Origin of the sequence: Salmonella sp. SAL04162 (genome assembly GCF_046551535.1) — a bacterium.
In the GTDB taxonomy this organism is placed as follows: Bacteria; Pseudomonadota; Gammaproteobacteria; order Enterobacterales; family Enterobacteriaceae; genus Salmonella; species Salmonella enterica.
The window spans coordinates 78,448-104,720 of the sequence record NZ_JBGDVX010000012.1 but is presented as its reverse complement, the minus strand read 5'-3'; the positions used below and the strand labels follow the sequence as shown (position 1 = coordinate 104,720).

Annotated in this window: 31 protein-coding genes and 3 pseudogenes; 4 read left to right on the top strand and 30 right to left on the bottom strand. The window is 53.3% G+C overall.

The annotated features are described in order from the left end of the window. The first annotated feature begins 9 nt into the window (after positions 1-9). Entirely contained in the window at positions 10-1,602 is a 1,593-nt protein-coding gene (gene lsrK, locus ACLJRH_RS20725; RefSeq protein WP_023137065.1) for an autoinducer-2 kinase, read from the top strand. A 13-nt stretch (positions 1,603-1,615) separates the two neighbouring features. Next, positions 1,616-1,966 (top strand): cupin domain-containing protein, encoded by a 351-nt coding sequence (locus ACLJRH_RS20720; protein WP_001173080.1) that lies wholly within the window; start codon positions 1,616-1,618, stop codon positions 1,964-1,966. 89 nt (positions 1,967-2,055) lie between these two features. Here ACLJRH_RS20720 and ACLJRH_RS20715 read toward each other — a convergent pair. From ACLJRH_RS20715 to ACLJRH_RS20625, 19 genes and pseudogenes are all read right to left on the bottom strand, one after another. Beyond that, positions 2,056-2,196 (bottom strand): annotated as a pseudogene (locus tag ACLJRH_RS20715) (CDP-diacylglycerol diphosphatase); the annotation flags it as partial. 45 nt (positions 2,197-2,241) lie between these two features. Continuing rightward, positions 2,242-2,367, bottom strand: a pseudogene (locus tag ACLJRH_RS20710) (hypothetical protein); the annotation flags it as partial. 97 nt (positions 2,368-2,464) lie between these two features. Next, positions 2,465-3,187 (bottom strand): GntR family transcriptional regulator, encoded by a 723-nt coding sequence (locus tag ACLJRH_RS20705; RefSeq protein ID WP_001535809.1) that lies wholly within the window; start codon positions 3,185-3,187, stop codon positions 2,465-2,467. 62 nt (positions 3,188-3,249) lie between these two features. After that, a complete protein-coding gene (locus tag ACLJRH_RS20700; RefSeq protein ID WP_000557882.1) occupies positions 3,250-4,290 on the bottom strand; it encodes an ADP-ribosylglycohydrolase family protein in 1,041 nt (346 codons plus the stop codon). A 9-nt stretch (positions 4,291-4,299) separates the two neighbouring features. Next, positions 4,300-5,259 (bottom strand): aminoimidazole riboside kinase, encoded by a 960-nt coding sequence (locus tag ACLJRH_RS20695; protein ID WP_023137064.1) that lies wholly within the window; start codon positions 5,257-5,259, stop codon positions 4,300-4,302. 10 nt (positions 5,260-5,269) lie between these two features. Further along, positions 5,270-6,604, bottom strand: a complete 1,335-nt coding sequence (locus ACLJRH_RS20690) for an MFS transporter (RefSeq protein WP_000777307.1) — start codon at positions 6,602-6,604, stop codon at positions 5,270-5,272. 262 nt (positions 6,605-6,866) lie between these two features. Continuing rightward, complete coding sequence (locus tag ACLJRH_RS20685) at positions 6,867-7,622, bottom strand: CDP-diacylglycerol diphosphatase (protein WP_000750757.1); 756 nt, start codon at positions 7,620-7,622, stop codon at positions 6,867-6,869. A gap of 100 nt (positions 7,623-7,722) precedes the next feature. Further along, complete coding sequence (locus ACLJRH_RS20680; RefSeq protein ID WP_000758711.1) at positions 7,723-8,712, bottom strand: sulfate ABC transporter substrate-binding protein; 990 nt, start codon at positions 8,710-8,712, stop codon at positions 7,723-7,725. 203 nt (positions 8,713-8,915) lie between these two features. Beyond that, positions 8,916-9,878 carry a 6-phosphofructokinase gene (gene pfkA / locus ACLJRH_RS20675; protein ID WP_000591793.1) on the bottom strand — a complete coding sequence of 321 codons (963 nt, stop codon included), beginning with the start codon at positions 9,876-9,878 and terminating at the stop codon, positions 8,916-8,918. A gap of 184 nt (positions 9,879-10,062) precedes the next feature. Then, positions 10,063-10,965 (bottom strand): CDF family cation-efflux transporter FieF, encoded by a 903-nt coding sequence (gene fieF, locus ACLJRH_RS20670; protein ID WP_023137063.1) that lies wholly within the window; start codon positions 10,963-10,965, stop codon positions 10,063-10,065. Positions 10,966-11,201: 236 nt separating this feature from the next. Continuing rightward, complete coding sequence (ogrK, locus tag ACLJRH_RS20665; RefSeq protein ID WP_000468308.1) at positions 11,202-11,420, bottom strand: prophage transcriptional regulator OgrK; 219 nt, start codon at positions 11,418-11,420, stop codon at positions 11,202-11,204. 81 nt (positions 11,421-11,501) lie between these two features. Beyond that, a complete protein-coding gene (locus tag ACLJRH_RS20660) occupies positions 11,502-12,665 on the bottom strand; it encodes a phage late control D family protein (protein WP_000882949.1) in 1,164 nt (387 codons plus the stop codon). Then, positions 12,665-13,144 (bottom strand): phage tail protein, encoded by a 480-nt coding sequence (locus ACLJRH_RS20655; RefSeq protein WP_000978885.1) that lies wholly within the window; start codon positions 13,142-13,144, stop codon positions 12,665-12,667. The genes ACLJRH_RS20660 and ACLJRH_RS20655 overlap by 1 nt, the downstream gene beginning before the upstream one ends. A gap of 14 nt (positions 13,145-13,158) precedes the next feature. Beyond that, positions 13,159-15,606 carry a phage tail tape measure protein gene (locus ACLJRH_RS20650; RefSeq protein ID WP_023223134.1) on the bottom strand — a complete coding sequence of 816 codons (2,448 nt, stop codon included), beginning with the start codon at positions 15,604-15,606 and terminating at the stop codon, positions 13,159-13,161. Continuing rightward, the gene (locus ACLJRH_RS20645) at positions 15,599-15,718 is read right to left on the bottom strand and encodes a GpE family phage tail protein (protein WP_000785970.1); all 120 of its coding nucleotides are present in this window, start codon (positions 15,716-15,718) and stop codon (positions 15,599-15,601) included. Before ACLJRH_RS20645 ends, ACLJRH_RS20650 begins: the two co-directional genes overlap by 8 nt. Positions 15,719-15,750: 32 nt before the next feature. Further along, positions 15,751-16,026, bottom strand: coding sequence for a phage tail assembly protein (locus ACLJRH_RS20640; protein WP_001031303.1), 276 nt, complete (start codon positions 16,024-16,026; stop codon positions 15,751-15,753). 56 nt (positions 16,027-16,082) lie between these two features. Next, positions 16,083-16,601 carry a phage major tail tube protein gene (locus ACLJRH_RS20635; protein ID WP_001251408.1) on the bottom strand — a complete coding sequence of 173 codons (519 nt, stop codon included), beginning with the start codon at positions 16,599-16,601 and terminating at the stop codon, positions 16,083-16,085. A gap of 12 nt (positions 16,602-16,613) precedes the next feature. Next, positions 16,614-17,804 (bottom strand): phage tail sheath protein, encoded by a 1,191-nt coding sequence (locus tag ACLJRH_RS20630; RefSeq protein ID WP_001286720.1) that lies wholly within the window; start codon positions 17,802-17,804, stop codon positions 16,614-16,616. A 59-nt stretch (positions 17,805-17,863) separates the two neighbouring features. Next, complete coding sequence (locus tag ACLJRH_RS20625; protein ID WP_010835363.1) at positions 17,864-18,457, bottom strand: recombinase family protein; 594 nt, start codon at positions 18,455-18,457, stop codon at positions 17,864-17,866. A 231-nt stretch (positions 18,458-18,688) separates the two neighbouring features. On the opposite strand from ACLJRH_RS20625, the pseudogene ACLJRH_RS20620 reads away from it, so the two are divergent. Both ACLJRH_RS20620 and ACLJRH_RS20615 read left to right on the top strand, forming a co-directional pair. Further along, positions 18,689-19,165, top strand: a pseudogene (locus tag ACLJRH_RS20620) (phage tail protein); the annotation flags it as partial. Further along, positions 19,135-19,752 (top strand): tail fiber assembly protein, encoded by a 618-nt coding sequence (locus ACLJRH_RS20615; protein ID WP_010835343.1) that lies wholly within the window; start codon positions 19,135-19,137, stop codon positions 19,750-19,752. The pseudogene ACLJRH_RS20620 and the gene ACLJRH_RS20615, both read left to right, overlap by 31 nt. Before the next feature lie 4 nt (positions 19,753-19,756). Here the strand turns inward: ACLJRH_RS20615 and ACLJRH_RS20610 are convergent, their stop codons facing one another. The 11 genes from ACLJRH_RS20610 to ACLJRH_RS20560 all read right to left on the bottom strand — a co-directional run bounded on the left by ACLJRH_RS20610 (position 19,757) and on the right by ACLJRH_RS20560 (position 26,273). Continuing rightward, positions 19,757-20,290, bottom strand: coding sequence for a tail fiber assembly protein (locus ACLJRH_RS20610; RefSeq protein ID WP_022631136.1), 534 nt, complete (start codon positions 20,288-20,290; stop codon positions 19,757-19,759). Positions 20,291-20,292: 2 nt separating this feature from the next. After that, positions 20,293-21,855: a phage tail protein gene (locus ACLJRH_RS20605; RefSeq protein ID WP_023167498.1), complete on the bottom strand. Its 1,563-nt coding sequence runs from the start codon at positions 21,853-21,855 to the stop codon at positions 20,293-20,295. Positions 21,856-21,911: 56 nt separating this feature from the next. Then, on the bottom strand, positions 21,912-22,463 hold the full coding sequence (locus ACLJRH_RS20600; RefSeq protein ID WP_023223103.1) for a phage tail protein I: 552 nt from the start codon (positions 22,461-22,463) through the stop codon (positions 21,912-21,914). Beyond that, complete coding sequence (locus ACLJRH_RS20595; RefSeq protein WP_001121478.1) at positions 22,456-23,364, bottom strand: baseplate assembly protein; 909 nt, start codon at positions 23,362-23,364, stop codon at positions 22,456-22,458. The genes ACLJRH_RS20600 and ACLJRH_RS20595 overlap by 8 nt, the downstream gene beginning before the upstream one ends. 4 nt (positions 23,365-23,368) lie before the next feature. Beyond that, entirely contained in the window at positions 23,369-23,716 is a 348-nt protein-coding gene (locus tag ACLJRH_RS20590; protein WP_000127163.1) for a GPW/gp25 family protein, read from the bottom strand. Beyond that, positions 23,713-24,348: a phage baseplate assembly protein V gene (locus ACLJRH_RS20585; RefSeq protein ID WP_001093737.1), complete on the bottom strand. Its 636-nt coding sequence runs from the start codon at positions 24,346-24,348 to the stop codon at positions 23,713-23,715. The genes ACLJRH_RS20590 and ACLJRH_RS20585 overlap by 4 nt, the downstream gene beginning before the upstream one ends. A gap of 66 nt (positions 24,349-24,414) precedes the next feature. After that, a complete protein-coding gene (locus ACLJRH_RS20580) occupies positions 24,415-24,867 on the bottom strand; it encodes a phage virion morphogenesis protein (RefSeq protein WP_001001780.1) in 453 nt (150 codons plus the stop codon). Then, complete coding sequence (locus ACLJRH_RS20575; RefSeq protein ID WP_000917156.1) at positions 24,860-25,327, bottom strand: phage tail protein; 468 nt, start codon at positions 25,325-25,327, stop codon at positions 24,860-24,862. The genes ACLJRH_RS20580 and ACLJRH_RS20575 overlap by 8 nt, the downstream gene beginning before the upstream one ends. Then, positions 25,290-25,535 carry an Rz1-like lysis system protein LysC gene (gene lysC, locus ACLJRH_RS20570; RefSeq protein WP_016607902.1) on the bottom strand — a complete coding sequence of 82 codons (246 nt, stop codon included), beginning with the start codon at positions 25,533-25,535 and terminating at the stop codon, positions 25,290-25,292. Before lysC ends, ACLJRH_RS20575 begins: the two co-directional genes overlap by 38 nt. Beyond that, the gene (lysB, locus tag ACLJRH_RS20565) at positions 25,435-25,860 is read right to left on the bottom strand and encodes an Rz-like lysis system protein LysB (RefSeq protein WP_000040673.1); all 426 of its coding nucleotides are present in this window, start codon (positions 25,858-25,860) and stop codon (positions 25,435-25,437) included. The genes lysC and lysB overlap by 101 nt, the downstream gene beginning before the upstream one ends. Continuing rightward, positions 25,848-26,273 (bottom strand): DNZ54_00345 family protein, encoded by a 426-nt coding sequence (locus ACLJRH_RS20560; RefSeq protein WP_000736607.1) that lies wholly within the window; start codon positions 26,271-26,273, stop codon positions 25,848-25,850. The genes lysB and ACLJRH_RS20560 overlap by 13 nt, the downstream gene beginning before the upstream one ends.

The window sequence follows — 26,273 nt, the reverse complement described above, 5'->3', positions numbered from 1 at the left end:
GATAAAAAAATGGCTCGACTCTGTACCCATACTGAATCAGGACATTACCTGATGGCTCTTGACGCCGGTACCGGTAGCGTCAGAGCAGTAATTTTTGATCTACAAGGAAAGCAAATAGCTGTCGGTCAAGCGGAATGGCAGCATCTGGCCGTGCCGGATGTGCCTGGTTCGATGGAGTTTGATCTTGCCAAAAACTGGCAACTGGCTTGCCAGTGTATCCGTCAGGCACTACAGAAAGCCGCCATCCCTGCAACGGCTATCGCTGCCGTATCGGCCTGCTCGATGCGTGAAGGCATTGTTATTTATGACAGTAACGGCGAACCAATTTGGGCCTGCGCTAATGTTGACGCCCGCGCGGCGCACGAAGTCAGTGAATTAAAAGAGCTGCACGATAACACCTTTGAGGAGGAAGTTTATCGTTGCTCCGGGCAAACGCTGGCGCTCAGCGCTATTCCGCGTCTGCTCTGGCTTGCCCACCATCGTCCGGATATTTATCATCGCGCGTCAACCGTCACTATGATCAGCGACTGGATGGCCTTTATGCTCAGCGGCGAACTGGCGGTCGATCCCTCCAACGCAGGCACGACGGGGTTATTGGATCTGGTGACCCGCAACTGGAAACGTAGCCTGTTACAGATGGCGGGCCTGCGTTCTGACATTCTCTCGCCGGTAAAAGAAACCGGGACGCTGCTCGGTCACATTTCACAGAAAGCGGCTGAACAGTGCGACCTGCAAGCGGGTACGCCGGTCATCGTTGGCGGCGGCGATGTGCAGTTAGGCTGTCTGGGGCTGGGCGTCGTACGCCCGGCGCAAACGGCCGTGCTGGGCGGAACCTTCTGGCAACAGGTCGTCAATCTTCCCACGCCGGTCACCGACCCAAACATGAACGTTCGCATCAATCCTCATGTGATCCCCGGTATGGTACAAACCGAGTCTATTAGCTTTTTTACTGGGTTAACGATGCGTTGGTTCCGCGACGCCTTTTGCGCCGAGGAAAAACTAATCGCTGAAAGGTTAGGTATTGATGCGTATTCCCTGCTGGAAGATATGGCCAGCCGGGTGCCTCCCGGCGCGTACGGTGTGATGCCCATCTTCTCTGACGTTATGCGTTTTAAACGCTGGTACCACGCCGCGCCGTCGTTTATCAATCTGTCTATCGATCCTGAAAAGTGTAATAAAGCGACCCTATTTCGCGCGCTGGAAGAGAATGCCGCCATTGTTTCCGCCTGCAATTTACAGCAAATTGCCGCGTTTTCCGGCGTACAGGCCGACTCGCTGGTTTTTGCCGGCGGAGGATCTAAAGGCAAATTATGGAGCCAAATCCTTGCCGACGTTACGGGACTCACCGTTCACGTACCTGTCGTCAAAGAAGCTACCGCGTTAGGGTGCGCTATTGCCGCAGGCGTTGGCGTGGGTATCTGGCCGTCGCTGGCGGAAACGGGAGAAAAGCTAGTGCGCTGGGATCGGGAGCATAAACCTAATCCTGAAAATTTCGCTGTCTATCAGCAGGCCAGAGAAAAATGGCAGGCCGTTTATCAGGATCAACGCGCGCTGGTCGATGGTGGCTTAACGACATCCCTCTGGAAAGCGCCAGGCCTGTAACAGGAGAATAAGCATGCAAAAAACGAATGAGAAGAATCATGAATACCGCTTTGGCGATAATGGCCCTAAATACTTAATCCGTGGGCCGGGCTGCGATATGGGCGTCGTCATACTACAACCAGGGCAGTCATTCCCTAACCATCGCCATAATACCGCTTGTGAGATTTTTTATACCCTAAGCGGTGAAGTGTGCCTGTATCTGGAAGGAACACCTCATATCCTGCAAACTGGAGATGTTTTACAGTGCGAACCTGGGGAGGCGCATTATCTCATTAATAACGGCGATAAACCCTGGAAAGGCGTGTTTATTAAATCGCCGCATCTGGAAAATGACAGCCACCCCGCGGATCCACCGGCCTGGTAACGCCCACGCCATCGCCAGATTTTGCCGGATAGCGCCACGAGAGCCTTGTCCGGCCTCCAAACGGCATTCGTTAATGCAATATCAAGCTGTCATTTGATGACCTGTTGGTTCAAGATATCACACTGATGATCCTGAATTTCCTCGGCAGAAGCGCGATTGAAGGTCAGTAAATTACGCTCGGTCGCCAGCAGGACAAAAGAGCCATCGCTTTGGCGTACCCCCGCCAGCGCGATACATCACAGCATCCCCGCCCGCGCAGGAACTTTCCCTGGTCCCATCGCCACAGCAAAAAATAGCAGTGCGGTCATAAACTCCGGCAGTAGCGAAGTCGCCCACAGAAGGATAGTAACGCCAACGATGATGGAAGGGAGGAGCAGAGGATGGGACAACCAGAGCGACATACCTGTCTCCTGACGATTTTTTCAGCAAGAATACGACGGACAGTCAGGCAGGTAAACGCCAGATATAGTGGGGTTATCGCAGGATTAAGCGGACAGATCAGTGATAATGAATTTCACCAAAGTATTCAGACAGCACGTAATAGCGGCAATACTCAAAAGGGCTGTCCTTCCCGGCCTGAAACGTCTGTCTGGCGACGGATAACAGCGGTTTATTGGCGGCGATTTGCAATTTTTCGCACAGGTCAGCGGAAGGTAAAATCGCCTCAACTTTTTCTATCGCCGAGTCGCTTGTGACGTTTAATAACGAATAAAGCGACGTATGCTCCAGCGCCTGCGGTGTGAGTTGCAGATCGGGAAAGAAGCTAAGATCGAGATAGATCTTTTCATGGTTAAACGGACGGTTATTCAGGCAACGAATACGCGAAATATAGAGATAGTGATGCTGTGCGGGCAGGCTCAAGCCGTCTGCCTGAGCGTCGCGCGCGCGGCGCGGCGCGATTTCCAGAATACGGTTCTCAATCGCCACGCTGGCGTCCTGGAGATCGCGGGTAATACCGCGAAACGTGTGCCCGTAGCTCACGCCTTCCGGCACCGAGCACACCACCGAACCACTCCCGCGCTGCGACGAAATAATGCCCGCATTGATTAATTCGCTCCAGGCCTGTTTAACCACAATCAGCGAGACGTTGTAGGCTCTGGCGATCTCTTTTTGCGTCGGCAGTTGACTACCTAAAGGCAGGGATCCATTTTGGATCTGCTGACAGATGATAAAAAATAGTTGCTTATAAAGCGGAGTAAAGCTCGTTTTATCAACCTGCAAGCTGCGCACCTCACGTCTTCGCCAGCAGGGGACGTTTTACCGTCCCCGGCAGGGTGAATTCGCTACCCTGCGATTTGCCTGGCCAGTTCTGCCAAATCGAAATGATTCATACGATCCAAAGTCGTTAAATAATCGGCGGGAAAAGCCTCCACGCCATGGAATGCGCCGGAAATCGCCCCGACCATGGTGGCGACAGTATCAGTATCATTGCCGATATTAACGCCGGAGATAATAGCATCTACGGCAGAATTCGGACAACACGCGAACAGGCCAAAGGCCGCCGGCACCGCTTCACTCACGTGCAGCCCGGAGCCAATAATATCAGCAAGTTCCACCACCGCCGTTTCCCAATGGCGATGACGTTTACCGATATCTACGGCCAGCTCAATGCGTCGGGCAACGGAAGGACCTGCCACCATCATCGCACCTTGCTCCTGCGCCAGCAGATAGCCTCTTTGCGCACCGTAAATACCGGCGGCAATAATGCTGTCTGCGTTGGTCTGCGCTCTTAACGCCTCGCTGGTTGCCGCCGCCATCGCCGCTGCGCCGGACATCGCCAGCACGTTATTATGGGTAAAGCGGCAAATCTGCAGCGCGCAGTCAATCGCCGCGTCAATATCACCCGGATGCAGCACCGCCGCTGGCCAAATCTTCATGGCGGCGCCGTTCGTTGCCTCCGCGTTACCCTTATTAATAATCTGTACCGACTGTTTCTCGCCTTCCAGCTCACCCTGTAAAGAGGCACGGTTATCATTGAATATTGCCTTCATTGCCGCACGCGTCGTCGGGCCGGTAAAGTTGGCGTAGTACGGGTAATCCAGCCACTGCTGAAAAGCCTCGCGCATCGCCTCGTCGCTGACCTGGCGTTGATGGCGCAGCAGCGCATCCATAATGTACTTCGCCTGAATAAAATCATCCGTGCACATCCCCGCTTCGTTGCAGCGGCCAAACGTGTCCGCAGGCGGTTTTTGAAAGGTCGTCACCCAGCCGCCAAAATAGTCTTTTATTTGCTGCTGGGTGCGTACTTCCGTCGCGGCTCCCATCGCGTCCGCGGCGGCGGCACCCACCAGGCATCCCAGTATTTTGTTTTGATCAACGTGCATGATGACTCCTTATTTCACGGTCATGGCTTGTGCCAGCGAATGGCTGGACAGAAAAGTGTTGAGCTGCTCAGGAAACGGCAGAGCGGTCATTGCGCCTTTTGCCGTCACCGCCATAGCGCCGCAGGCATTGGCATTGCTGATGGCTTCCGCCAGCAGGGCATGATCCCAGCAATTTGCGCGGGAAAGGGTGAACAGCAGGCCGCCGACAAAGGCATCGCCTGCCCCGGTGGTATCGACGACATCGACGCGTGGTGCGGGAAAATGGAACTCCCCCTCGGCGGTAATCAACAGCGCGCCATCAGCCCCCAGCGAAATGATCGTGGTGTCACAGCCAAGATCGCGCAGGTAATAACGCGCATCCTGCCAGTGGCTGGCCCCGCTGAGCTGGCACAGCTCATCTGCCGAGACTTTGCAGATAGAAGCCAGCGCGGTGGAGCGGGCGATCAGCTCAGGGATTTCATCGGTATTGCGCCACATTTTGCTGCGCAGATTGACGTCAAACAGTACGTAACCACCCGCTTCACGCATTCTTCTCGCTCCCTCAAGACATGCTTCGCGAGCGGGCCTGTCGGTGAGGCCAATTGAGCTGAAGTAAAACCATTCGTGCTGCCTGAACGGCGGCAGGTCCTGCGGCGAGACGTAGGTATCGGCACCCGGATGCACCAGATAGGTAAAGCTGCGCTCCCCATCAGCCGTCAGGTTGACGATCAGCACCGCGCTGGTCAGGGCCGGATCCATGCGTAGAAAAGAGACATCCACACCGTTATCCTGAAAAACCTGGCGCAGGAAACGGCCGGCGTCATCGTCGCCAAGACAGCCAATAAAACCGCACTCTCCGCCCAGCCTGGCAACGCATACCCCCACATTCGCCGACGCTCCGCCGGGGCATTTCAGATAGCTGTTCTGCTTTTCCGGTACCAGGTCAACGGAGGCATCGCCGATAACCCAAACCTTATTCATGGCCTTCATTTGCGCCTCCTTATGCCTGTTTCTGCGCCAGGGCAAGCTGAATATCTCGATAATATTCATTATTAATCAGATACTTTTTCATAAGCAGCCCAACCGCAAGGTGGAACAGAGCCGGAATGAGCGTCATCATCAGCGCAATACCGGTGAGCGAACGTGCGGTCTGTTCAACATCGGCCTGATAGCCAAAGTGGCTCAGCAGGAATCCGAGTATCCCGCCCGCGATCCCCATCCCAAACTTCTGGAAGAAGAGGATGCCGCCAAACGCCAACCCGGAAACGCGCAGGCCGGTTTTCTTTTCTCCGTAATCCACCGCTTCGGCGATAGAGGACCAGAACACCGGCATTTGCATATCGCAGAAGAAATTAATAAGAAAATAGAACGCAAACGCCAGGACAAGATTTTCACGCCCGACGGAGAAATACATCAGCGCGCTCAGGACAAAGGTAATAATCTGGGTGTAGCGGAACATCTTAATTTTGTCCCAGAACTTGGTTATCCAGGTGGTGGCGATCATCGCTAAAATTGAAGCGATGACGCCGGTAGTCAGGAAGGGTGAAATCAGGTTATCTCCGCCGTTCAGATAATACTTAGCGTAATAAGCGGCAACGGAACCGCGAATAACATAACCGCACATCAGCAGCAGAATAACAACGCCGAGAATAATCCACTGATCGTTACGTAACAGATATTTAAACTGTTTCCCCACCGATAGCGAGGTAATTTCCGGCTCGCTGCGTTCACGCGTGGTAAGAAAACAGAAGATAAACAGCAGGGCGCCCATCGCCCCCATCAGCCCCATCGAAAACTGGTAACCCAGCGCCTTGTTGCCCTGCCCCAGCCAGACGGCAAGCATCGGTACGACGATAGTCACCAGGAAAGCGGCAATCTTGGTCATCACAAAACGATAGCCGTTGGCGCTTAACCGTTCGACGGGGTCGCTGGTAATCACGCCAATCATCGAAATATAGGGAATGGTGATCGCGGTATAGACCAGGGTCATAAGAATATAGGTGCCATAGGCCCACGCCAGCTTGGCCATATAAGCCATATCAGGCGTAATAAACATCAAATACACGGCGAAACCAAAAGGAATGGCAAACCACAGCAGCCACGGGCGGTAACGCCCCCAGCGCGTGTTCAGTTTATCGGTCAGAACCCCCATGGCCGGATCGATAATGGCATCAATCATCCGCACAACCACAAACAGTACGCCAACATCAGCGGCGCTCAGTCCGTAGATATCGGTATAGAAATAGGCGAGGAGCAGCTGCATGGCGATAATCACAACGTTTATCGCCATATCTCCCGCGCCGAAGCCGATTTTTTCCACGATAGAAAGTTTCATGTTGATATTCCTTTACGCTTAACAGCGCAAATCTGGTGAACAATTAATGATGTCACTACATGAAATAAAAACGTTTTTATATAAGCCATCCACCAGACAATCTATGGAGGCTATGAAGAGAGTGTAACTAACCACAAAAAGATATAAAGGTATACCTTTATATCTTTTGATCGGTTTCACATATTTTTATAGACACGATCTTACCCCAGTTTTAAACCGGGATAAGAATCAATAAGATAATGAGCAGGGGGTGGAACGAAAATCAGCGGGAAGACAAAATGGCGCAACTATGGTCCTGAATCTCTTCCGCCGATGCGCGGTTGAAGGTCAGTAAATTACGCTCGGTCGCCAGCAGGACAAAAGAGCCATCGCTTTGGCGTACCACCGCCAGCCCATAGCGTCCCATATGATCGCGCGCTTCCGGCACCTCTTCCGCCAACATCATAAACGGACTACGCTGCGCCAGTTCGCTCTCGGTTACCCGGCGCGCCAGGTATTCATGCCCCATCAGGTCGCCCGGTAGCGGAAGCCAGCGAGTGCTGATGCGCGTGAGATCGTTATCCAGTTGTTCCCGAACGTCAGGACGGATGCAAGAAATATGGATATGCAAATGGTCCTGTGAACGACCAAGCCGCGAATTAATCGCCAGCGAGACTGCGCTATCCGGAATATCATGCCCGTATTTTTTACTCATATAGCCGCGAGCCTGCCAGGCCAGCCAGAAAAAGTTGGGCGTAGCGGGTTCCAGCAATAGCGGGCTTTCTGTACCGTTGATACGGTAGGTGGGCATCAATAAATATTGCAACGGACCGTGACGATCTTTAAAGACGACATAGCCGGCGCGAGGTTTGACTTCCGCGCAAGGCGCTGGGTTTTGATGCTGTAACTGATCGGGCAGGCATTGTTCAAGCACGATTTCCCGTAACGCATCAGGATTGCCGGAAAATTTCCAGTAACCGACGCCCGCCGCGGCGACAATCACTATCACCGCCAGTAAAAAGTAACCTGTTTTTTTCATGTTATGCGTTCCCTGTGACCCATAGACGGGGAAGAGTAACGCAAAATTGTGGCAAAGAAAAAACCCGGTAACATAATACGTTACCGGGTTTATAAACGGTTTAGCGTTTGCTGATTTGGTCGAACGTACCGCCATTAGCGAAGTGATCTTTTTGCGCCTTCGCCCAGCCGCCAAACACCTCGTCAATGGTGAACAGCTTCAGCTTCGGAAACGCATCGTCGTATTTTTTCGCCACGTCAGCATCGCGCGGACGGTAGAAGTTTTTCGCTGCTATCTCCTGCCCTTCCGGCGAGTAGAGATACTTGAGATACGCTTCCGCTACCGCTTTGGTGTCTTTCTTTTCCACCACTTTGTCGACCACGGAAACGGTCGGCTCTGCGAGAATAGATTCACTCGGGGTCACTATCTCGAATTTATCTTTACCCAGTTCATTCGTCGCCAGTAGCGCTTCGTTTTCCCAGGCGATCAGCACATCACCGATACCGCGTTCAACGAAAGTATTGGTTGAGCCGCGCGCGCCGGAGTCCAGCACTTCAACGTTTTTAAACAGGGCTTTGACAAAATCCTGCGCTTTGGCCTGATCGTTATTGTTGTGGTGCAGGGCGTAGCCCCATGCCGCCAGATAGTTCCAGCGTGCGCCGCCAGAGCTTTTCGGGTTTGGCGTAATCACCGACACACCGGGTTTAATCAGATCGTTCCAGTCATGAATTTGTTTTGGATTGCCTTTGCGGACCAGGAAAACGATGGTGGAGGTGTAAGGTGCTGAGTTATCCGGCAGACGCTTGATCCAGTTTTTATCGATACGACCACGTTCCGCAATAGCGTCCACATCGTAAGCCAGCGCCAGCGTCACGACATCGGCTTCAATGCCGTTAATAACGGAAGTCGCCTGTTTACCCGAACCGCCGTGCGATTGGCGGATCACGACGTTGTCGCCGGTTTCCTGCTTCCAGTGCGCGCTAAACGCTTTGTTGTACTGCTCGTACAGCTCACGCGTTGGATCGTATGATACGTTAAGTAACTGAATATCCTTTGCCAGAATGCTGGTTGACGCCAGCAATAATGTGAACCCCACGCCCCACTTTTTCATCGCCCGACTCGCTTATGTTGTGTTGTGATGAGCAAAGCGTGCCAGAAAGAGATCCAAACATTAAAGAATAAAAAAAGATTGGCTATAACTTCGAGGAATAAATCTGAGGGATTACCGGATGGCGGCTAGCGCCTAATCCGGCCTACACGTTTCTGCAACCTGTAGGCCGGATTAGCGTAGCGCCATCAGGCGCGCAAAAACAATCAGTACAGTTTTTTCGCGCACTCCATCCAGTCGCTTTTGAACGGACGCTTCATGTTTTCAATCGCATCGATGATGTCATGATGAACAAGCTGCTCGTTCTGGATACCGACACAACGACCGCCATGGCCTTCCAGCAGCAGGTCAATAGCATACGCGCCCATACGGGAAGCCAGAATGCGATCGTAAGGTACCGGGGAACCACCGCGCTGAATGTGGCCGAGCACCGTCGCACGCGTTTCACGGCCCGTTTCTTTTTCAATAAAGTGCGCCAGTTCGTCAACATCGCACATATGCTCAGTAATAGCGACGATAGCGTGTTTTTTCCCTTTCGCGATCCCGGCTTTGATTTCCGCCACCAGATCTTCGCGATTAAATTCAACTTCCGGCACCACGATAAACTCACAGCCGCCAGCAATAGCCGCCGCCAACGTCAGGTCGCCGCAATAACGGCCCATCACCTCAACGATAGAGATACGCTGGTGAGAAGAGGAGGTGTCACGCAGACGGTCAATCGCTTCCACTACAGTGCCGAGAGCAGTGAAATAGCCGATAGTGTAGTCGGTGCCTTTGATGTCGTTATCGATAGTGCCTGGCAGACCGATGCACGGGAAGCCCATTTCAGTCAGACGTTTTGCACCCATATAAGAACCGTCGCCGCCAATAACTACCAGCGCATCGATACCGCGTTTTTTCAGGTTTTCGATCGCGACAGCGCGAATATTTTCGTCACGGAATTCCGGGAAACGGGCGGAACCGAGGAAAGTACCGCCACGGTTGATCATGTCAGATACGCTGTAACGGTCAAGCTGAACCATACGATCTTCATACAGGCCCAGATAGCCGTCATAAATGCCCATGACTTCCAGCCCTTCCGTCAACGCTGCGCGCACAACACCGCGGATTGCCGCGTTCATGCCCGGCGCATCACCGCCGCTTGTCAACACACCGATTTTCTTAATCATGACTACCTCTGAACTTTGGAATGCAAAATGAAATCTATTGCCGGAAGCCGATTTCGCACTTCGAAACGATCCAACGAATATACAGATAGTATAACAATCCCTTCCTGCTGAATTGATTCAGGTCAGGCCAAATGGCGGTAATTTATACACAAAATGCTGGCCTGGCTCACTTTTTAACAATCAATTATACAAGCTCGAACTTCCTGCCTTCCCTGGGGACGACTGAACAGGGATCCTGATGAATAATGACATCTGAACCCGGAAAACGCCGCAAAATCGCCTGCTCTACCTGTTCAGCCACTAAATGCGCCTGAACGAGCGGCAGATTATCTTCCATTTCCAAATGAATCTGAATAAAGCGGGTCGGCCCTGACTGCCGCGTGCGGAGATCGTGCGCGCCGCTGACTCCCGGCCATGACGTCACGATATCAATAATTTCCTGTCGTTCCGCATCGGGCAGCGCGCGATCCAATAATGACTGCACCGCCTCATACCCCATACGCAACGCGCTATACAAAATATAGATGCCGATACCTAACGCAAACAGGGCATCCGCACGATGCCAACCGTACCAGGATAACCCAAGCGCGATAAGAATCGCTCCGTTCATCATAACATCAGACTGATAATGAAGCATATCCGCCCGTACCGCCTGACTTTGGGTCTTGCGTACCACCCAGCGCTGAAACGTGACCAGTATAATAGTGCATATCAGAGCGATGACGGTAACACCAATCCCCACGCCGGGGTCGTTCATTGGCGTCGGCTTAATCAGATTCTGGATACTGGTCAAAAACAGAAACAACGCCGAACCGGAAATAAACATACTTTGCGCCAGTGCCGCCAGCGACTCCGCTTTACCGTGACCAAACGTATGTTCATCATCTGCGGGTTGCAGCGAATAACGCACGACCAACAAATTCGTCAATGACGCGGCAATATCCACCAGCGAGTCCACCAACGCCGCCAGAATACTCACCGATCCCGTATACCACCACGCAAAAATTTTGATCAAAAGTAACGCTGATGCCATCGCTGTTGCCGCGATAGCCGCCCGGCTAACCAGCCGTCCATAAGTTTGATTCATAAATACTCCCGCTATCTTCTGCCGGTAGTATAACGGATGGTTTAAAACAGTAAGCTAATAACAGAATGACAAACTGGAGATAAAAAAAACCCCCACATCATGTGGGGGAAGACAGGGATGGTGTCACAAAAAAGCACCTAACCTGATGATATAAATGGATTTATGTCAACCGCTGTCCACATAGCGTCCACATCGACCATAAATAAAGCCCCTCAACTGAGGGGCTATTTTTGTGATCACATCCACATAATTTGCTGCCCTGACGGCAACGGGTGCGGCCTTACGGCGTGGACTTCTCCCGGCTTCACGATGTATCTCTGTACCGACTCATAGGTGATGAACGTGGCGCTGCAATTCACGTTCTGACACTGGTGATAACGCTCTTTTGTCGTGTCAGTGATATAGCGGCTTGTACGCGCATGTGCGGCATGCTGGCATAAAGGACAATGAAACATCGCGAGCACCTCTTCCGGTTTTGTTGATAGTGCCATTCTAGTTAATTTATCCTTATAAAACAAACAGATAAATAAAACATATCACTCATTATCTTCTGTTTCGTACTCCACATCAGAAAGCCTGACCTCAAGCTCTAAGGACGTCGTGAAGCCGCTATTATTCAGAAAATGTGTCACCTTAGTGATTGTCCAGTCCTGCTCGTCTATGACGCGCTTAAAGCCTGACACTTTGACCGGCGTTTCCGTGTAAATATCTGCACGACCGGTAGCCAGGATGATGGAGAACTCCGCAACGCCCCGTTGCAGTTTATCCCACTTCGCCTGAGCGGCGCGCATGGCCTGCGCTTTCGTGGCATATACCGTGGTCAGGGCAAAAACGTTGTCAGCCTCACCGGCCATGTATTCACCTTCGCGTGCTTCCGGTACTTTTGGCGCTTTCTTCTGCGTGACTGGTTTCGCTTTCGGGTGCTCCAGTGCGCGCAGGTGTTTCTCTTTCTTTTTGCGTTTCAGTTTTACCTTCTGCTTTTGCGGCTTCGGGTCTTTGGTGTGTAACCACTTTGCCGTTACACCGGTATAGGCTCCACGGTCAGCAATCGCAAAATGATGGCGGTCGCCGTCACTGCGGGTGATGGTAATCTGCGGGATTTTTTTACCGCTGGCCGTCACCCCCTGCCCCGCTTTGAGAAACAACAGTTTTCCCATTTTTACCGACACCTCACCGCCGTTGCGTTCTGCAAGACGGGTCAGGAATTTCGCATCAGACTCCTGCGACTGGTCGATGTGCGGGATTTTAATTCCGGCCAGTGACGGAGCGACACTGGCTTCCAGCTTATTACGGGAGGCTATCGCCTCAACAATCGCACCGAGCGTGGTGTCATGCCATGAGCCTTCACGGCGGGAATTGAGCGTCCCGCGAAAATCTGCACTCCGGGCGCGGATGGTGACCACATCCGGTGCGCCCCGGTGTTCAACCTCATCAACGGTAAATTTCCCTTTGCATACCAGGGCAAAACCTTTCCAGCCGATATACACCGTCAGGACAGCGCCACGAACCGGCAGCCCGACCTGCCCGTCGGCATCGTTCAGCTCAATATCAAGCTGGTCAGCCTCAAAGCCCCGGTTATCCGTCAGGGTCATGCTCATCAGACGGTCGCTGATATTGCCGGTAATATCCCTGCTGTCGAGCATCAGCATGTAATCCGGCGTCAGCGTACTGCCTGCATCAAATGTCAGCGCATCCAGCATTATCCCGCCCCCGTCATACCCGTGAATCTGGTCGCCATACTGCCAGCCTTACCGATGAGCGACTCCGCCTGTTTACCGATATCGCCATAAAGCGCGGCCAGTGATTCATCCACGCGGGTGAGCGACAGCGTAAAATCAATTTTCCGGGGTGTGCCGTCTGCAAAGAAAATACTCCCTGTTTCACTCACCCTGCTGATGACATACATGCCGTAAATCATGCCGGAGCCATCCAGCAACGGCCACGCCCGGCCTTCCTCTGCCATCAGTCTGAGCGTGGTCATCGTCAGCTTGCCGCCGGTCAGTTCGGGATAAAGCACACCGGCAAGCGTGATGTTTTCCTCGCCAACACCGAGAAACTGAAAGGCATCCCGTTTACCGATACGGGAATTTGACGGCCAGCGATAATCTGATTCACGCTGCATGGTCTGGTGTGGCAGCGTCTGGCGCATAAAAACAAACATACCTAACGCGAGCATCATTTTTCGTCACCTCCTTAACCGTCATGCATCATGCTGGCACGGGCGCGCGCACGTTTATCCCGCTCGTATTTTTCGAGCGCATCCTGTAACTGGCGGTCAAGCTGTGTCCCCGGCGCAGTACCACCCGTCAGGCTGATGTGATATTCGTTTTTACTCTGGTCCACATAAGAGCGGCCAGCCGGTGCCGTAACCGGCTGATAAGCCTGATAACCTGCATAAGAGCTGGTCGCCGGAATATAACCACCGGTGCCATACGTGGCGGCATGAGTTCTGGCGGCGGTCTGGTCAAGTGTGTCTGACTCTTTGTTGATAACACCGAGTTTTTCCAGTACCCAGTCAATACCGCTGCGCAGTTTGTTGAACGCATTAAGCGGCAGCATCAGCGCGTCAGCCAGTGCCTGCCCGAACATGACCCCCGTGTCACGGCAACGGTTCAGGGTGTCCTGTGTGGCTTTAACCGGGGCAATCAGGTTTTTAAACCACTGCCACGCGGCCTGTAACTTTTCACCCAGCCAGTCAAAAACCGGTTTAAGTGGCGTGAACAGTTCCCCCACCGGCGCAAATGCCGCTTTCAGCCCTTCCACCACACCGCCAAAGAATGCGCTGACAGGCTCCCAGTATTTACGGATAAGCAACGCCCCGGCGACAATGGCGGCCACCACGGCCACAACCGGCCAGCTAATCGCCCCGATGGCCGTCATAACAGCACTGCCAACCGTCGTGAAGATTGCCCCCATTGCGCCTGCTGCCGCGATGATGGCATTAATGCCGGTGATAACCGGCCAGGCTACAAGACCAATTGCACCGATGATGCCAATAAGCGCCAGTGCGCCACCGACAATAAGGCCGATGGTTGACGCCAGTGATTTGTTTTTCTGGATCCAGCCGTCGAGTTTTAACACATACTTTGTGGCCGTCTGCGTGAGATTACGCAGTGCGCCTTCCTGTTGGTCAAACAGGTCAGTCCCCACCGCCTCATAAGCAGACTGAAACTCCTTAAAGTCACCGCCTAGGTTGTCCTGCATGATATTTACCAGCTCGGCGGTCTTCCCGTCTGAGGCTTTAAACGCAGCGGTCAGTTTGTCCAGCTTTCCGGTTGAGGCGGCAGTCATCAGCACGGCGGCGGCTGAGCTGGCCTCCTCCCCGAAAATAGTTTTCATGTATTCAGCCTGCTGGGCAGTACCGAGCCGGTTTTTCTCAAAACTGGCCTGCATTTCTTTCAGAATGGTAAATATTGGCCGGGTGTTTCCCTTGCTGTCTGAGGTTTTCACTCCAAGCTCTTTGAGTGCATCCCATGCTTTTCCCGTCGGTGCCTGCAGGCGGCTTAACACGGCACGGCTTCCCGTCCCCGCCATTGAGCCTGTGATTTTTGCATCATGCAGCGCCCCGACCATTGCGGCGGTTTCTTCAATGCTGACACCGGCATTTTTTGCCACAGGTGCGGCATAGGTCAGCGCATCGCTCATGCCGTCAAAATCGGCGGCGGTTTTGTTCATCGTCATGGAGAGAACATCCCCGATATGAGCGACCTTATCGTTTGAAAGCTGAAAGGCGGATTTCATCCCCATCAGCAGGGCGGCGTTTTCTTCCATCGTGCGGCGGTTCGCCAGCGCCATATTCAGCGTGACCGGCGTTGCCGCCTGAATGGCATCAACATCCCCACCCGCTTTCGCGATGATTATCTGTGCACCGGCCGCATCATCCGCCGAGGCGGCGGTATTGTCGCCGAGCTGGCGCGCCTGTTTGCGTAGTGCGGTCATTTCGGCGGAGTCTTTTGCCACACCGAGCACGGCCTGCAATTCTGAGTTTTTCTGCGCAAACTCATAACCGGGCATCAGCAACTTAACTCCGGCCATCGTTCCCGCCGCCGCAATCCCCACACCGGCAGCGCCCACTGAGGCCATATTTCCGGCCAGTTCCTTTCCGGCCTGATAACGCTGTTTTACTGCATTAAGTTTTGCCTGTTGTGCACTGACACGCGCCAGCGCGTCACGCTGCCGGTTAAGTTGTGCGGTGGTTTCACTGATACGGTTTTTCAGTCCCTGCTCATCATGTGCAAGATTGCGGGTATTAATTCCCACAACGGCCAGTTCCCGTTGCTGGCGTTTAACGGAATCCGTCAGGCGGTTATATTTCGCCTGTAAGTCCTCCGCCGCACGCTTTGCGGATTCCAGCGCTTTCGCCTGAGCACGGGTCGGACGTTCGGTGTTTTTAAACTGTGTGGCAAGGGCTTCGGCTTCCTGCCGTGCCTTTTCAAGTGCATGACCAGTCACGGCGAGCTGTGCACTGGTCTTGCGGAATCCCTCAATACGGGATGCATGACCGTTCAGCTCGCGCAGTGATTTTTGTGTGTCCCGGATATCCCCCGACAGCGACTTACTCGCTGTGCGGATGGATTTAAACGGGCGGGATGCCTGGTCAACAGCCCTGAGCAATACCTGTAATTTTACATTGTTACTCATTCGTGTTTCCGCTTCGCCGGAGCGCCTTTTCGCGCCATGTGATGAGTTCGGTCAGACTCATGGGATACAGTTCTGATGGCGGCCAGTGAAATATCACTGCCACATCCGCCATCAGGTCATCGACCGACAGATTTTTCGGAAACGTTACTGCACCGAGTTCGGCGACAAAAAACCGACCACCTTACCGGCCAGCGCCACAAGGTCAGGCAGTTCCAGCGCGGCGACTTCCTGCTCGGTCAGCATCGGTGCCGTCATGCGCGGCAGCACTTTAATCAGTGCATCGACTTCGGAGTTCGCGACCGCAGCCAGACTGACACCGCGCAGCGTCCCGGCATTAGGTTTCATCAGCGTGACCTGTTCGATAACCTGCTCACCACGTTTGACCGGATTGTCCAGGGTAATCACATTTTCTTTGTTCATGGTTTCCTCACTTCTGAATCGGGGTTAACCGGTCAGCCTGGCTGACCGGATGAAAATCACAGACCGATATTGCGGCGGTGTTGCTCCAGCCGGTCGACGCCGTTCACCTTCTCAATCATGTTGATGGTGTCAATTTCGACCAGCTCCTTACCGTCCATCGTCAGCCGGAAATAGGTGCAGACCACGGAGATTTTCGACTCGGTATCTTCTCCCTGTTTCCCCTCGCCGGTGTCGATTTCTTTCTGACGTCCACGCATGACCACTTCGACGGCCACCGTTTCGCCGGTATCGTCGCGCTGGTAAGAGCCAGCAAAACGAATCGGCACGGCATCCACGCCGGTTGCGGCGTAAAGCTCCCAGATAACCGAATCCGGGAAGCCCCCGAGCGACCACTCCATTGACAGCGCATCGTCATCAAGGCCGAGGTCTACCGGTGCGCTGCCGTTCATCCCCGCACCGCGATAGTTTTCGAGCTTACGGGTCAGTTTTGGTAGCGTGACGGACTTCGCGACGCCCTGATAGCTGTAGCCGTTCAGAAAGACGTTCATTAACTTGAGTTTGCGCGGCATTGCCATCGGTCAGGCTCCTTAATTGCTGTTAATCGAAGTGACCAGATTTGCCAGGTATTTATCGGTAATACGCTGGCGCAGGGTCAGGTTTTCGAGAGGAGGCACCGGTGTATAGTCGTAGTCGATATACAGTTTTCCGGCCTTGAGGGTTTCCGCATCGTTGGATTCTTCGCTGAACCAGCAGGTCGCATCCACGATATAGCCGTTTGTTTTCAGTTCACGGAATTTGGCATTGATGCCGTCAACGATGTCGCGAATCAGCGTTGCGGTGATGGGCTTGTCCACCGCCCACATGTGCGCCTCAGCCATCGTGTCGGCCAGCACCTGCGCGGTGCGGGTGTAGTTTTCAAAGAGGAACAGCGGGTCATCAGAGCAGGTACGGTTACCCCAGAAGCGGAAACCGTCGCGGCGAATCAGCGTAGTGACGCCTGACTCGTTAAGCAGGTCAGCATCGGTGCCGGACTCCTGCAAATCCCAGAATACAGATGCGCTGATGCCGGTAACACCGTTCACCCCGACATTGGACAGCGTTTTATGCCAGCCCTGCTCCTGGTCGATTCTGGCACGCAGACCCAGCGCACGGGCGGTGGCATACGCGGTGGCGGTGGTGCTGGTGACCGTATCCCATGCGAGGAAATCCGGCCAGATGACCATCAGCTCACGCTGGCTGAAATTCTGGCGGTAGGCTTTCACCTCGGAAATGGTTTTACAGCCCCATGCGCTGATATACCCGAAAGCGCGCAGCTTCTGACAGACTGATGCCAGTGCAACAGCCACCTCTTTGGTGTCCAGTCCCGGCACGCCGAGAATACGCGGTTTAACACCGGTTACCGACTCCGCCGCCAGCAGGGCTTTCAGTCCGGTGTACTGACCGTTTTCGTCGGTGGTGCCGATGATATTGGAAACGGTCTGCGCGAGTTTCGTTTCCTCGTCGTCGCCGGTACCGTCCTCCACACGCACGACAACGGTGACCGGTTTTGACTGGTCGGCGATGGCCTGCAACGACGCCGCCAGCGTGCCTTTTTTACCGGCCTTTGCAATTGCGCTCTGCACATTGGTAATCAGTACCGGTTTATTGAGGGGGAAGGTTTCGGCATCCGCATCGCTGGCCGTACAGACCATGCCGACAATGGCCGTGGATACGGTGGAAATGACGCGGGTGCCGTCGTTAATCTCCAGCACCTGCACGCCGTGATGATAGTCACTCATCCGTTTAACTCCGTGGTTAATGGGTGAGTGGTATTTTCAGTTGTGCCGGAGATGTCAGGCTATTTGTCCCGGTTGGCTAAGGGATGACACAATTTATTCTTTATCGCTGATGAGGGGAATTTTTTATAGAGCGTGGACAGGCCAATATCAAAAATCAGCGCCACGCGTTGACGTGACTTCCCCGCAGCCAGCAACCGCCCGGCTTGCTCCCACTCACTCGCGGTGAGTTTCGGACGTCTGCCACCAATACGACCTTTGGCTCTGGCCGCTTCCAGTCCGGCGCGTGTCCGCTCGACAATGAGTTCTCGTTCCATTTCAGCCAGGGCACCCATCACATGAAAGAAAAAACGCCCCATCGGCGTACTGGTATCAATAGCATCCGTCAGGCTGCGAAAATTAACGCCGCGTTCGCGCAGCTCCTCAACCAGAATGACCAGATGCCGCATACTACGCCCCAGCCGGTCCAGCTTCCAGACTACCAGAGTGTCACCCTCCGATAATGTTCTGAGCAGTTTTTTCAGCCCCGGTCGGTCAGACTTCGTGCCGCTGATTTTGTCCTCAAAAATCAGCTCACATCCTGCACACTCCAGCGCGTTACGCTGCAATTCCGTATTCTGGTCATTTGTTGATACGCGAACATAGCCAATAAGCATGAGCATCCCCCTGAATAAAAACCGGAGATGATGCCAGTTAGCCGTTAACTCTGCATTTTCAAAAACGTTGGTTTAGGAGAAACGATAAATCTGGCAAGAAATGCCGTTCCGGCGACACGCCGGATTAACAGTAAACCACTGACCGGTGATATCACCCTGTGGGCGTCAGATGTGGGGGCATTACCAATTGCCGGAGGACGACTGAATGGTGCGTTAGGCATTGGTGCTGATAATGCGCTGGGTGGTAATTCGATTGTGCTCGGTGATAACGACACAGGAATTAAGCAAAACGGAGATGGTGTGCTTGATATTTACGCGAACTCCGCACATGTACTCCGCTTTATCAGTAGCCTCGTGGAGAGCATGGTTTCCCTGAAAGTAAACGGAAACGCTGTAGCCACAGGCGAAGTACAGGCAGGAAATGGCTCATCGCGCATGACTAATAACGGCGACATCTTTGGTTCTGTCTGGGGGAATAGCTGGCTGAGTCTGTGGATTAATAATAATTTTGTCGCAGATGTTCAGTTAGGGGCTGGCACATCTGTGACTACCTGGAACAATGCGGGGTCATGGCCTAACACTCCCGGATATGTAGTTACTTCCGTCTGGAAAGATAATCAAGGCGAAAATATTGATGGTATTAATTATGCGCCTTTGCAAAAACGAGTCGGGAATCAGTGGTATACCGTACAAGGGGGAACGACATAATGAAAAAATATCAGGATATTAAAAATTTCAGACTTATTGACGCGCCCGTAAACAGAGGGAAAACGCAGTCCGAAATAAACATAGGTGCATATTTTCTGGAGTCAGAAGACGGGCAGGACTGGTATGAGTGTCAGTCATTATTTTCTGATGATACTGCAAAAATTATGTACGATCCTGAAGGGGTTATCTGGAGTGTTGTTAATCAGCCAGTCCCGCAACGTGGAAACACATACGCCGTATCAATGTTGTGGCCGGTTAATATGTCTGTTGCGGAAATAGACGCTGCTGACTGCCCTGATGATTGTCGTGGTGATGGCTCATGGTTGTACAGGGATGGTCAGGTTTTACCCGTTCCGGTGGATTATCAGGCTAAGGCGGAAACCACCCGACAGAAATTACTTAACGATGCAAATAATGTCATTAAGGACTGGCGTACAGAATTAACGCTGGGGATTATTAGTGATGAAAACAAAGTCACTCTAATAAATTGGATGGGATACATTAATAAGTTGAAAGATATTGATTTTTCACAAGTTAATGATGAGGCCACCTTTGAAAAAATAAAGTGGCCTGAATTACCTAAATAATGTCTTACTGACTGGCTGGCTTCTCCGGCCAGTCAGGGTCAGATGAATCAACCCGACTGACCAGAACGCTGTAGAGTTCCCATGCTTCCAGCCGCTTCCGCTCCTCATCGGTTGCGATACCCATCTTTACTGCGCGCGACAGTGGCTTAATAACGACTTCGGCTTCTTCGAGTAACTTCTGTTTTTTCGCCTCTGCCTGCTGGCGTAGCTCCTCCGGCGAATAAACACGTTTACTCACCTGCTCACCATTAAACATCCAGCGTCCTGATACATCCGCCCGGCGATTAGCTGTGATATCAGGTAACTCAACAACGCTGCACCCATCAGGATTTATTGCCGAAACATCTTTGTTAATATCCACAATAACATTATTTTTATCGTAGGCAATTTTTAACGAGTCGGCAGAAAATTTCTTCTGTTCCTCATACCAGTTTTTACCATCTTCATCAAACAGCCACACCACACCAAATTTTTTAGTGAGTTGATACTGGTCAGGCGTTTTTGGATTACCGGCTACGATATTTTTCAGATGCATCATAATTAAATACTCACCACGTTATACCACTGGTTGCCAATTAGTTTTTGTATTGGACGTCTGTGCGCTCCGTCAACCAGTTCATCACTATTGCCATTAGTGATGCCGGTTATTACATAACCAGAAGTATCACTGAACCCCGGACCGTTCCATACCTGCCCATATTGCAGGCTACCCAGCCTGATATCCTGCACGTAACGGCTGTCAAAGTTGGAATAGCTATTCGGTTCCATCTGACCATTTACTCTGAACGAAATACTGCCATCTGTATTTCTCTGGCTGTAGAATTGCCATCCCTGATCGTCGTCCAGTTCAATCACTGTGGGTCTGTCTGCACCACCCCATAAATTAAACGTGGCTGTCATTGTCGAGTTATTATTACTCGTCAGTGAAAACTGTTTTCCGTCACCTACTCGTATGCCACCATTAGTGAGAACATTTACTGACATGTGCAGCCCGGAATTGTCGATATAACCGATCCTGGCATTATTGGCGTAAATACCCAGAACGCCGTCGCCATCCTGTTTAAACCCTGTATCGTTATCACCGAGCACAATCGAATTACCACCCAGCGCATTATCAGCACCAATGCCTAACGCACCATTCAGTCGTCCTCCGGCAATTGGTAATGCCCCCACATCTGACGCCCACAGGGTGATATCACCGGTCAGTGGTTTACTGTTAATCCGGCGTGTCGCCGGAACGGCATTTCTTGCCAGATTTATCGTTTCTCCTAAACCAAGGTATGCGAGAAGACCGGCAACATCCTTTCCACTCAAATGAGTCAGCGTCTCATCCAGTGGCTGCTTACCTGACAGCACATTGTTAATGGTGGTGCTGAATTTCGGGTCATTGTTAATGGCTGCAGCAATTTCTTTTAGTGTGTCCAGCGTGGCAGGCGCACCGTTAATCAGAGCGGTAACAGCGGCCTGAACAAACTCAGTGGTCGCAATCCGCGTGGTGTTATTTCCTGCGGCAGGCGTCGGCGCTTTTGGTTCTCCGGTAAATGTCGGATTATGTTTCTGCGCATACTGGGTATGAGGGTCCTGTGCGGCAATGTGGTTTCTCATCTGGTCATCCACATACAGCTTTAATTCCAGGACTTCATCATCCACGTATTTACGGGTCGCCAGTACCACCGACGGGTCGATTTTCAGCGTGATAGCTTCGGTATTCGTGACAACCAGAATCATGCGGATAGTCTGGGTACGACCACTGCCTTCCTGCAACTGCGGTTTGTACGTTTCCGGGCAGTTCGCCACCGCAATGAGTACGCCTTCATCATCATAAAGCCCAATCTCACGGATCCAGAATCCGCCCTCGTTCTCAGGGATGATTTGCTCCGCAATAATCTGGCTCTGGTTGTTCGGGTCAACACTCAGAAGATTCAGCGGCGCGATGCGTTTCTGGTTAATAAGTTTTGTCTGTGCCGGGTCTGGTGTCGGCAAGACACCATTTGCATCACCAACGGCCATTTGCGTCAGATTCAGCTTACTGCCGAGCATCGTCGCGTTAGCCAGCCGTGCCGCGCCCTGATTAGTCAGAATGGCGTAGTATTTCACTGTCATGCGTTTACTCTCAGGTTATCAATTAAATGAATGGCCGAGGCCGGGAAATAATCCCCTCAGACAATAATGGCCTCCGGGGTGTAGGGATAAACCATCAGGGCGTCGCCGTGATAGCATCCCGCACCGGCAAAAATGTTGCCGGTTGTACTTAAACTGATAGCCAGTCCCGTCAGATGGCGGCTTGCAGGTTTTGCATCAGCAACGAGACGCTCCAGCTCCTGATACATTTCCTCGGTAATACCCTGCTCAAGCACGCCAACAACGATGCGGAACGTCCCCGGCTCCTCGTTGAGCTGCCACCACTCCCTCACCTCAATCAGATAGCCGAGCGGCTCCACCACACGGCGAATCGCACCAATAGTGCCCTTATGGCAGTGAATGAAATACGCATCGCGGATAACAGCGCGTTTTGTCGCTTCCGGCCACTTATCATCCCAGCGGTCAACCGAAAATGACCACGCCAGCCACGGCAGCAGATTTGCCGGACAGGTATCCGGGTTCCATAGCTCACGAATACTGACCGGCGTTTTTTCAATTTCCGCACAGGCTTTTGCGGCGGCGACTTCAAGCGGTGATGAGCCGGTCGGCAGCAGTCGCGAATCACTCATCCGAGCCTCCGGTCACGACGCGGTATTCAGTACAGAAAGACGCCTGCGTACTGTTGAGCACGATGTCAGCCAGAGGTGCAGTCAGTTCGACACGCTGCACGCCTTCCACATGCAAAGCGGCATAAATGGCAGACAGACGGATGTCGCGCCCAAGCCGGTGCTGTGCCGTGATGTACGCTTCCAGTTTTTTCACGGCAGCAGCGCGGATGGGTTCGCTTTCGGGACCTGGGTAAAGGTAAAGCGTGGCGTTTATCTGATATTCAACAATGGCGGCAGACTGCACGGTCACGCGGTCGGCCACCGGCCTGACGTCCTCGCCATTAAGGGCGTTACGCACCACGGCCAGCAGGTCTTCGGATGCGACGCCGTTATTTTCACGTGACAGCACGGAGATAGTGACGCAGGCCGGAGACGGACTGGTGACAGAGATATCCGCGACACGCCCGTCAGCACTGCGACCATGATACTGATAGGCTCCCACCGACCCGGCGACGCTTAAGCCCTCAAACGCCTGCTGAATACGCAGACGATAATCGGTGTCAGACTCCATCACTGCCGGTGTCGGCGGGATAGTCGAATCATCTGCCGGGGTGATAATCAGGCGCGTGGTGTTGTAATTGGCACCAATCACATCAAGGTCATTACCGGCGGCACAAGCCAGCATCACCGCCCGTGCGGCCTCATTCACACGCTGACGCCAGATAAGCTCACGATAAGCATTTTCCTCCAGCAGTTTGACGAGAGGCTCGGATTCCAGCGTCAGGGTACGGGCGACCGCCTCCTGCTGGTCTTCCGGGTAAAGGGAAATCAGTGTCGCCTTGCGTTCGGCAAGAATGGTTTCAAAGTCCAGCTCCTCGACCACATCCGGTGCGGGTAGCTGGTTCAGGTCGATAATCGGCATGGTTTCAACTCACAGGGATGGTTAACGAAAGTGGCTGGCCGGTGTCGTTGTGCTGACCGGTTAACGTGACCGTCATTCGCCCGTCAAAACTGCGCGCCGTGGTGACGGATGACAGGGTGACGCGGGGTTCCCATTTCAGCACGGCCATGTAACAGGCGACCTTAATCTGCAACTCAAGCGCCGGGGTCTGCGGCTGGTCAATCATTGACGCCAGCAACGAGCCGTAATCACGACGCATCACCCGTGAGCCGACCGGTGTGCGCAGGATATCGCCGATACTCTGGCTGATATGCTCAAGGTCAGTGACAGTCAGGCCATCACTGCGATTCATTCCGAGATAACGCGCTGTCATAGAGGACTCCCGGTTGTGCCGCCGCTGTCGCCGGGGTGTTTATGGGTATGCAGTACCTTACCGTTTGATGAGAGTTCACCGCCGGTGTGTTCAATGTTGCCGCGCATCGTCCCGCCCTTCTGCACTTCCAGCGTGCCGGTAATCAGCCTGTTGGTGCAGACCACCTCCGGGGTGTCCAGGGTGACGCGGGTTGATGCTTTCACCATGACCACCGGCACCGTGGCAGTAACAGAATCAGAAGCCGTCACGCTGGCCGTTTTAATTCCGCTTACCGTGAGTGCACTGGTTTCAGGTTCATACTCAATCACCGCCCCGTCAGGGAAACGGATATGCAGGGCATCAGCCGACGCAGACGGCGCGGGGTTATCGCCGGAATAAATCCCCGGCAGAACAAACGCCGTGTCGAGTTCACCGCCCACGGCCAGAATCAGCACCTGTTCCCCCACGGAAGGTGCCCACCATGTGCGCGAACGCCCGGCACGATGGGTCAGCCACTGAAGCCAGTCGGTGCACATGCCGCCGGTCTGCACACGGCAGCGACCGGCGTTAAGGTCGGTTTCGACGACAAGGCCGGTACGAATCATGTTGCGCAGTGCGCGCGCGAGTTCCTGAATATTTGCGAGAGTGTTCATAACGGGAAGGATGCCGCCGGGTCATACCGGCGGCAATGTGACGATGAGGTGTCGGGAATGGCACAACTAACGGTCGAGGTGCGCCAGAATAATCTCTTCAATCATCTGCACATCCTCACCGGTAAAGCCGAGCAGGGGACGCGCCGGATAATCAATTTTCTTACCGTCTTTCCGGTTTTCTTCCGACAGACCGAACTGATGCACACTGGCGATTTTCGGTGACTTTCCGCCGTAAAACTCCATTGATGCCTGTTCCGGGCTGGCGCGGATATGCAAAAAACGACTGGTGATAAGTTTCGCAAACATTTTTCGCTTAACGCGACCGGTCTTTTTTCTGGCGCTCTGCTGCTGGCGTGGTGCGTAGGGTGTGCCGTCCGGGGCTTTCTGTGCCATCACCCGACGCTGCTGACTCTGACGCAGACGTTTCGCCAGTTCGGCACTCAGTCGCCGACGCCCTGACGGTGACAGCGATTCAATAAGTCCGGTCAGCCGGTCTTCAAAACGCTTAAACTCATTCATCCCACTTGCTCACCAGTTCGCCATTGATATACAGCTCCACCGGGCGGGTGACCGGCTCCGGCGGCGGAGGTTCCGGGATATTCTTCACATGCAGCGCACCGTCAACCTCACTGACCAGCGTGCGCTCGGTCAGCATCAGGCTGATGCTGATATCAAAGCTGCTGTCATTGTTGATGTCTGCATAAAACGTGAAGCCCTTTTTCTGGCCTTCGTCGGTGGTCATGATGTCGGGCTGATTTTCCCGCAGCCATGCCAGCACCGGCACGATGAGCAGGTCAAAATCACCGGTAAAGTCGGTCACAATGACATTGAGCGTGTAACGCTTTTCGAATGACAACGACGTCGCCAGTGTGGAGGCAATACTCCCGTTATCCACGAATATCCGCAGCATATCGGGGTTAGTTTTCAACACCGTGACGGCATCAGTCAGCGCCCTGCGCAGGCTGTCGGGTTTGAGCATCGTTTTCGTCCTGACAGTGTTTAATCATTTTTACCTGGCTGGCACAGCGTGCCAGCGCGTTCTCAAGCTGCCGGATATCGGCACTTAAATCGCCGTTCGTCTCCGGGTCACTGCCCGGCATCGGGCAAAGACTCACTTTCGGGCAGGCGTTGTGGACAATCACTGGCGTCGGTGCAGGCGGGGCGCTGGTGCAACCGGCGCACAGCATCAGGCAGGTCAGCACCGTACCAGCGGCGAAAATCTTCGTTCTCATTAAGTAACCTCGTGATGGTTTTCTCGCGCTGTGCTTCACGTTTCGCGGCGTTCTCCAGTTCCTGACGCAGTGCAACCTGCGCCAGCTCGTTTTTATCTGCCCTGGTGAGCGCAACATGAAGCTGATTTTTCAGCATGGTGATGGTCGTCTGCTGACCGCTGGCGACGTTGTTCGCCCTGTCCAGCGAGGCGCGCAGGCTGGCGTTTTCATGCTTCGCCAGAAACAGACCTGTCACCGCCAGCGATAACAACACGACCAGCACAATCATCAGCTTTGACATGGTTCCCGCCCCTCAAGACGCTGACGACAGGCCGTACGTATCAGCCGGAAAAACAGCGACGCCACAAGATAAATCAGCGCGGTAAAAATCCACCCGGCAGCAACCAGCGAGATAAATGTCGCCACCATCACCACCAGAGCTACTGCCCGTCTGCGCCACGGCACCGGCTTCAAAAACAGCGACGTGACAATCTTCACGGCCAGCGATTCCGGCGGCAGCTCCCGTCCGTAGCGTTCCAGTACATACTCAGTGGCATACACACCGACACCACCGGCAACCACACAGATAACCGTCGCCAGAATCGCCCAGGTGGCGACAAAACTGACGGCCACGCTCTGCGGGTAAATCAGGGACAGTGCCAGCATCAGCGCCAACGACACGTTCAGCATCAGTGAAAGGGATAATTTCTTCAT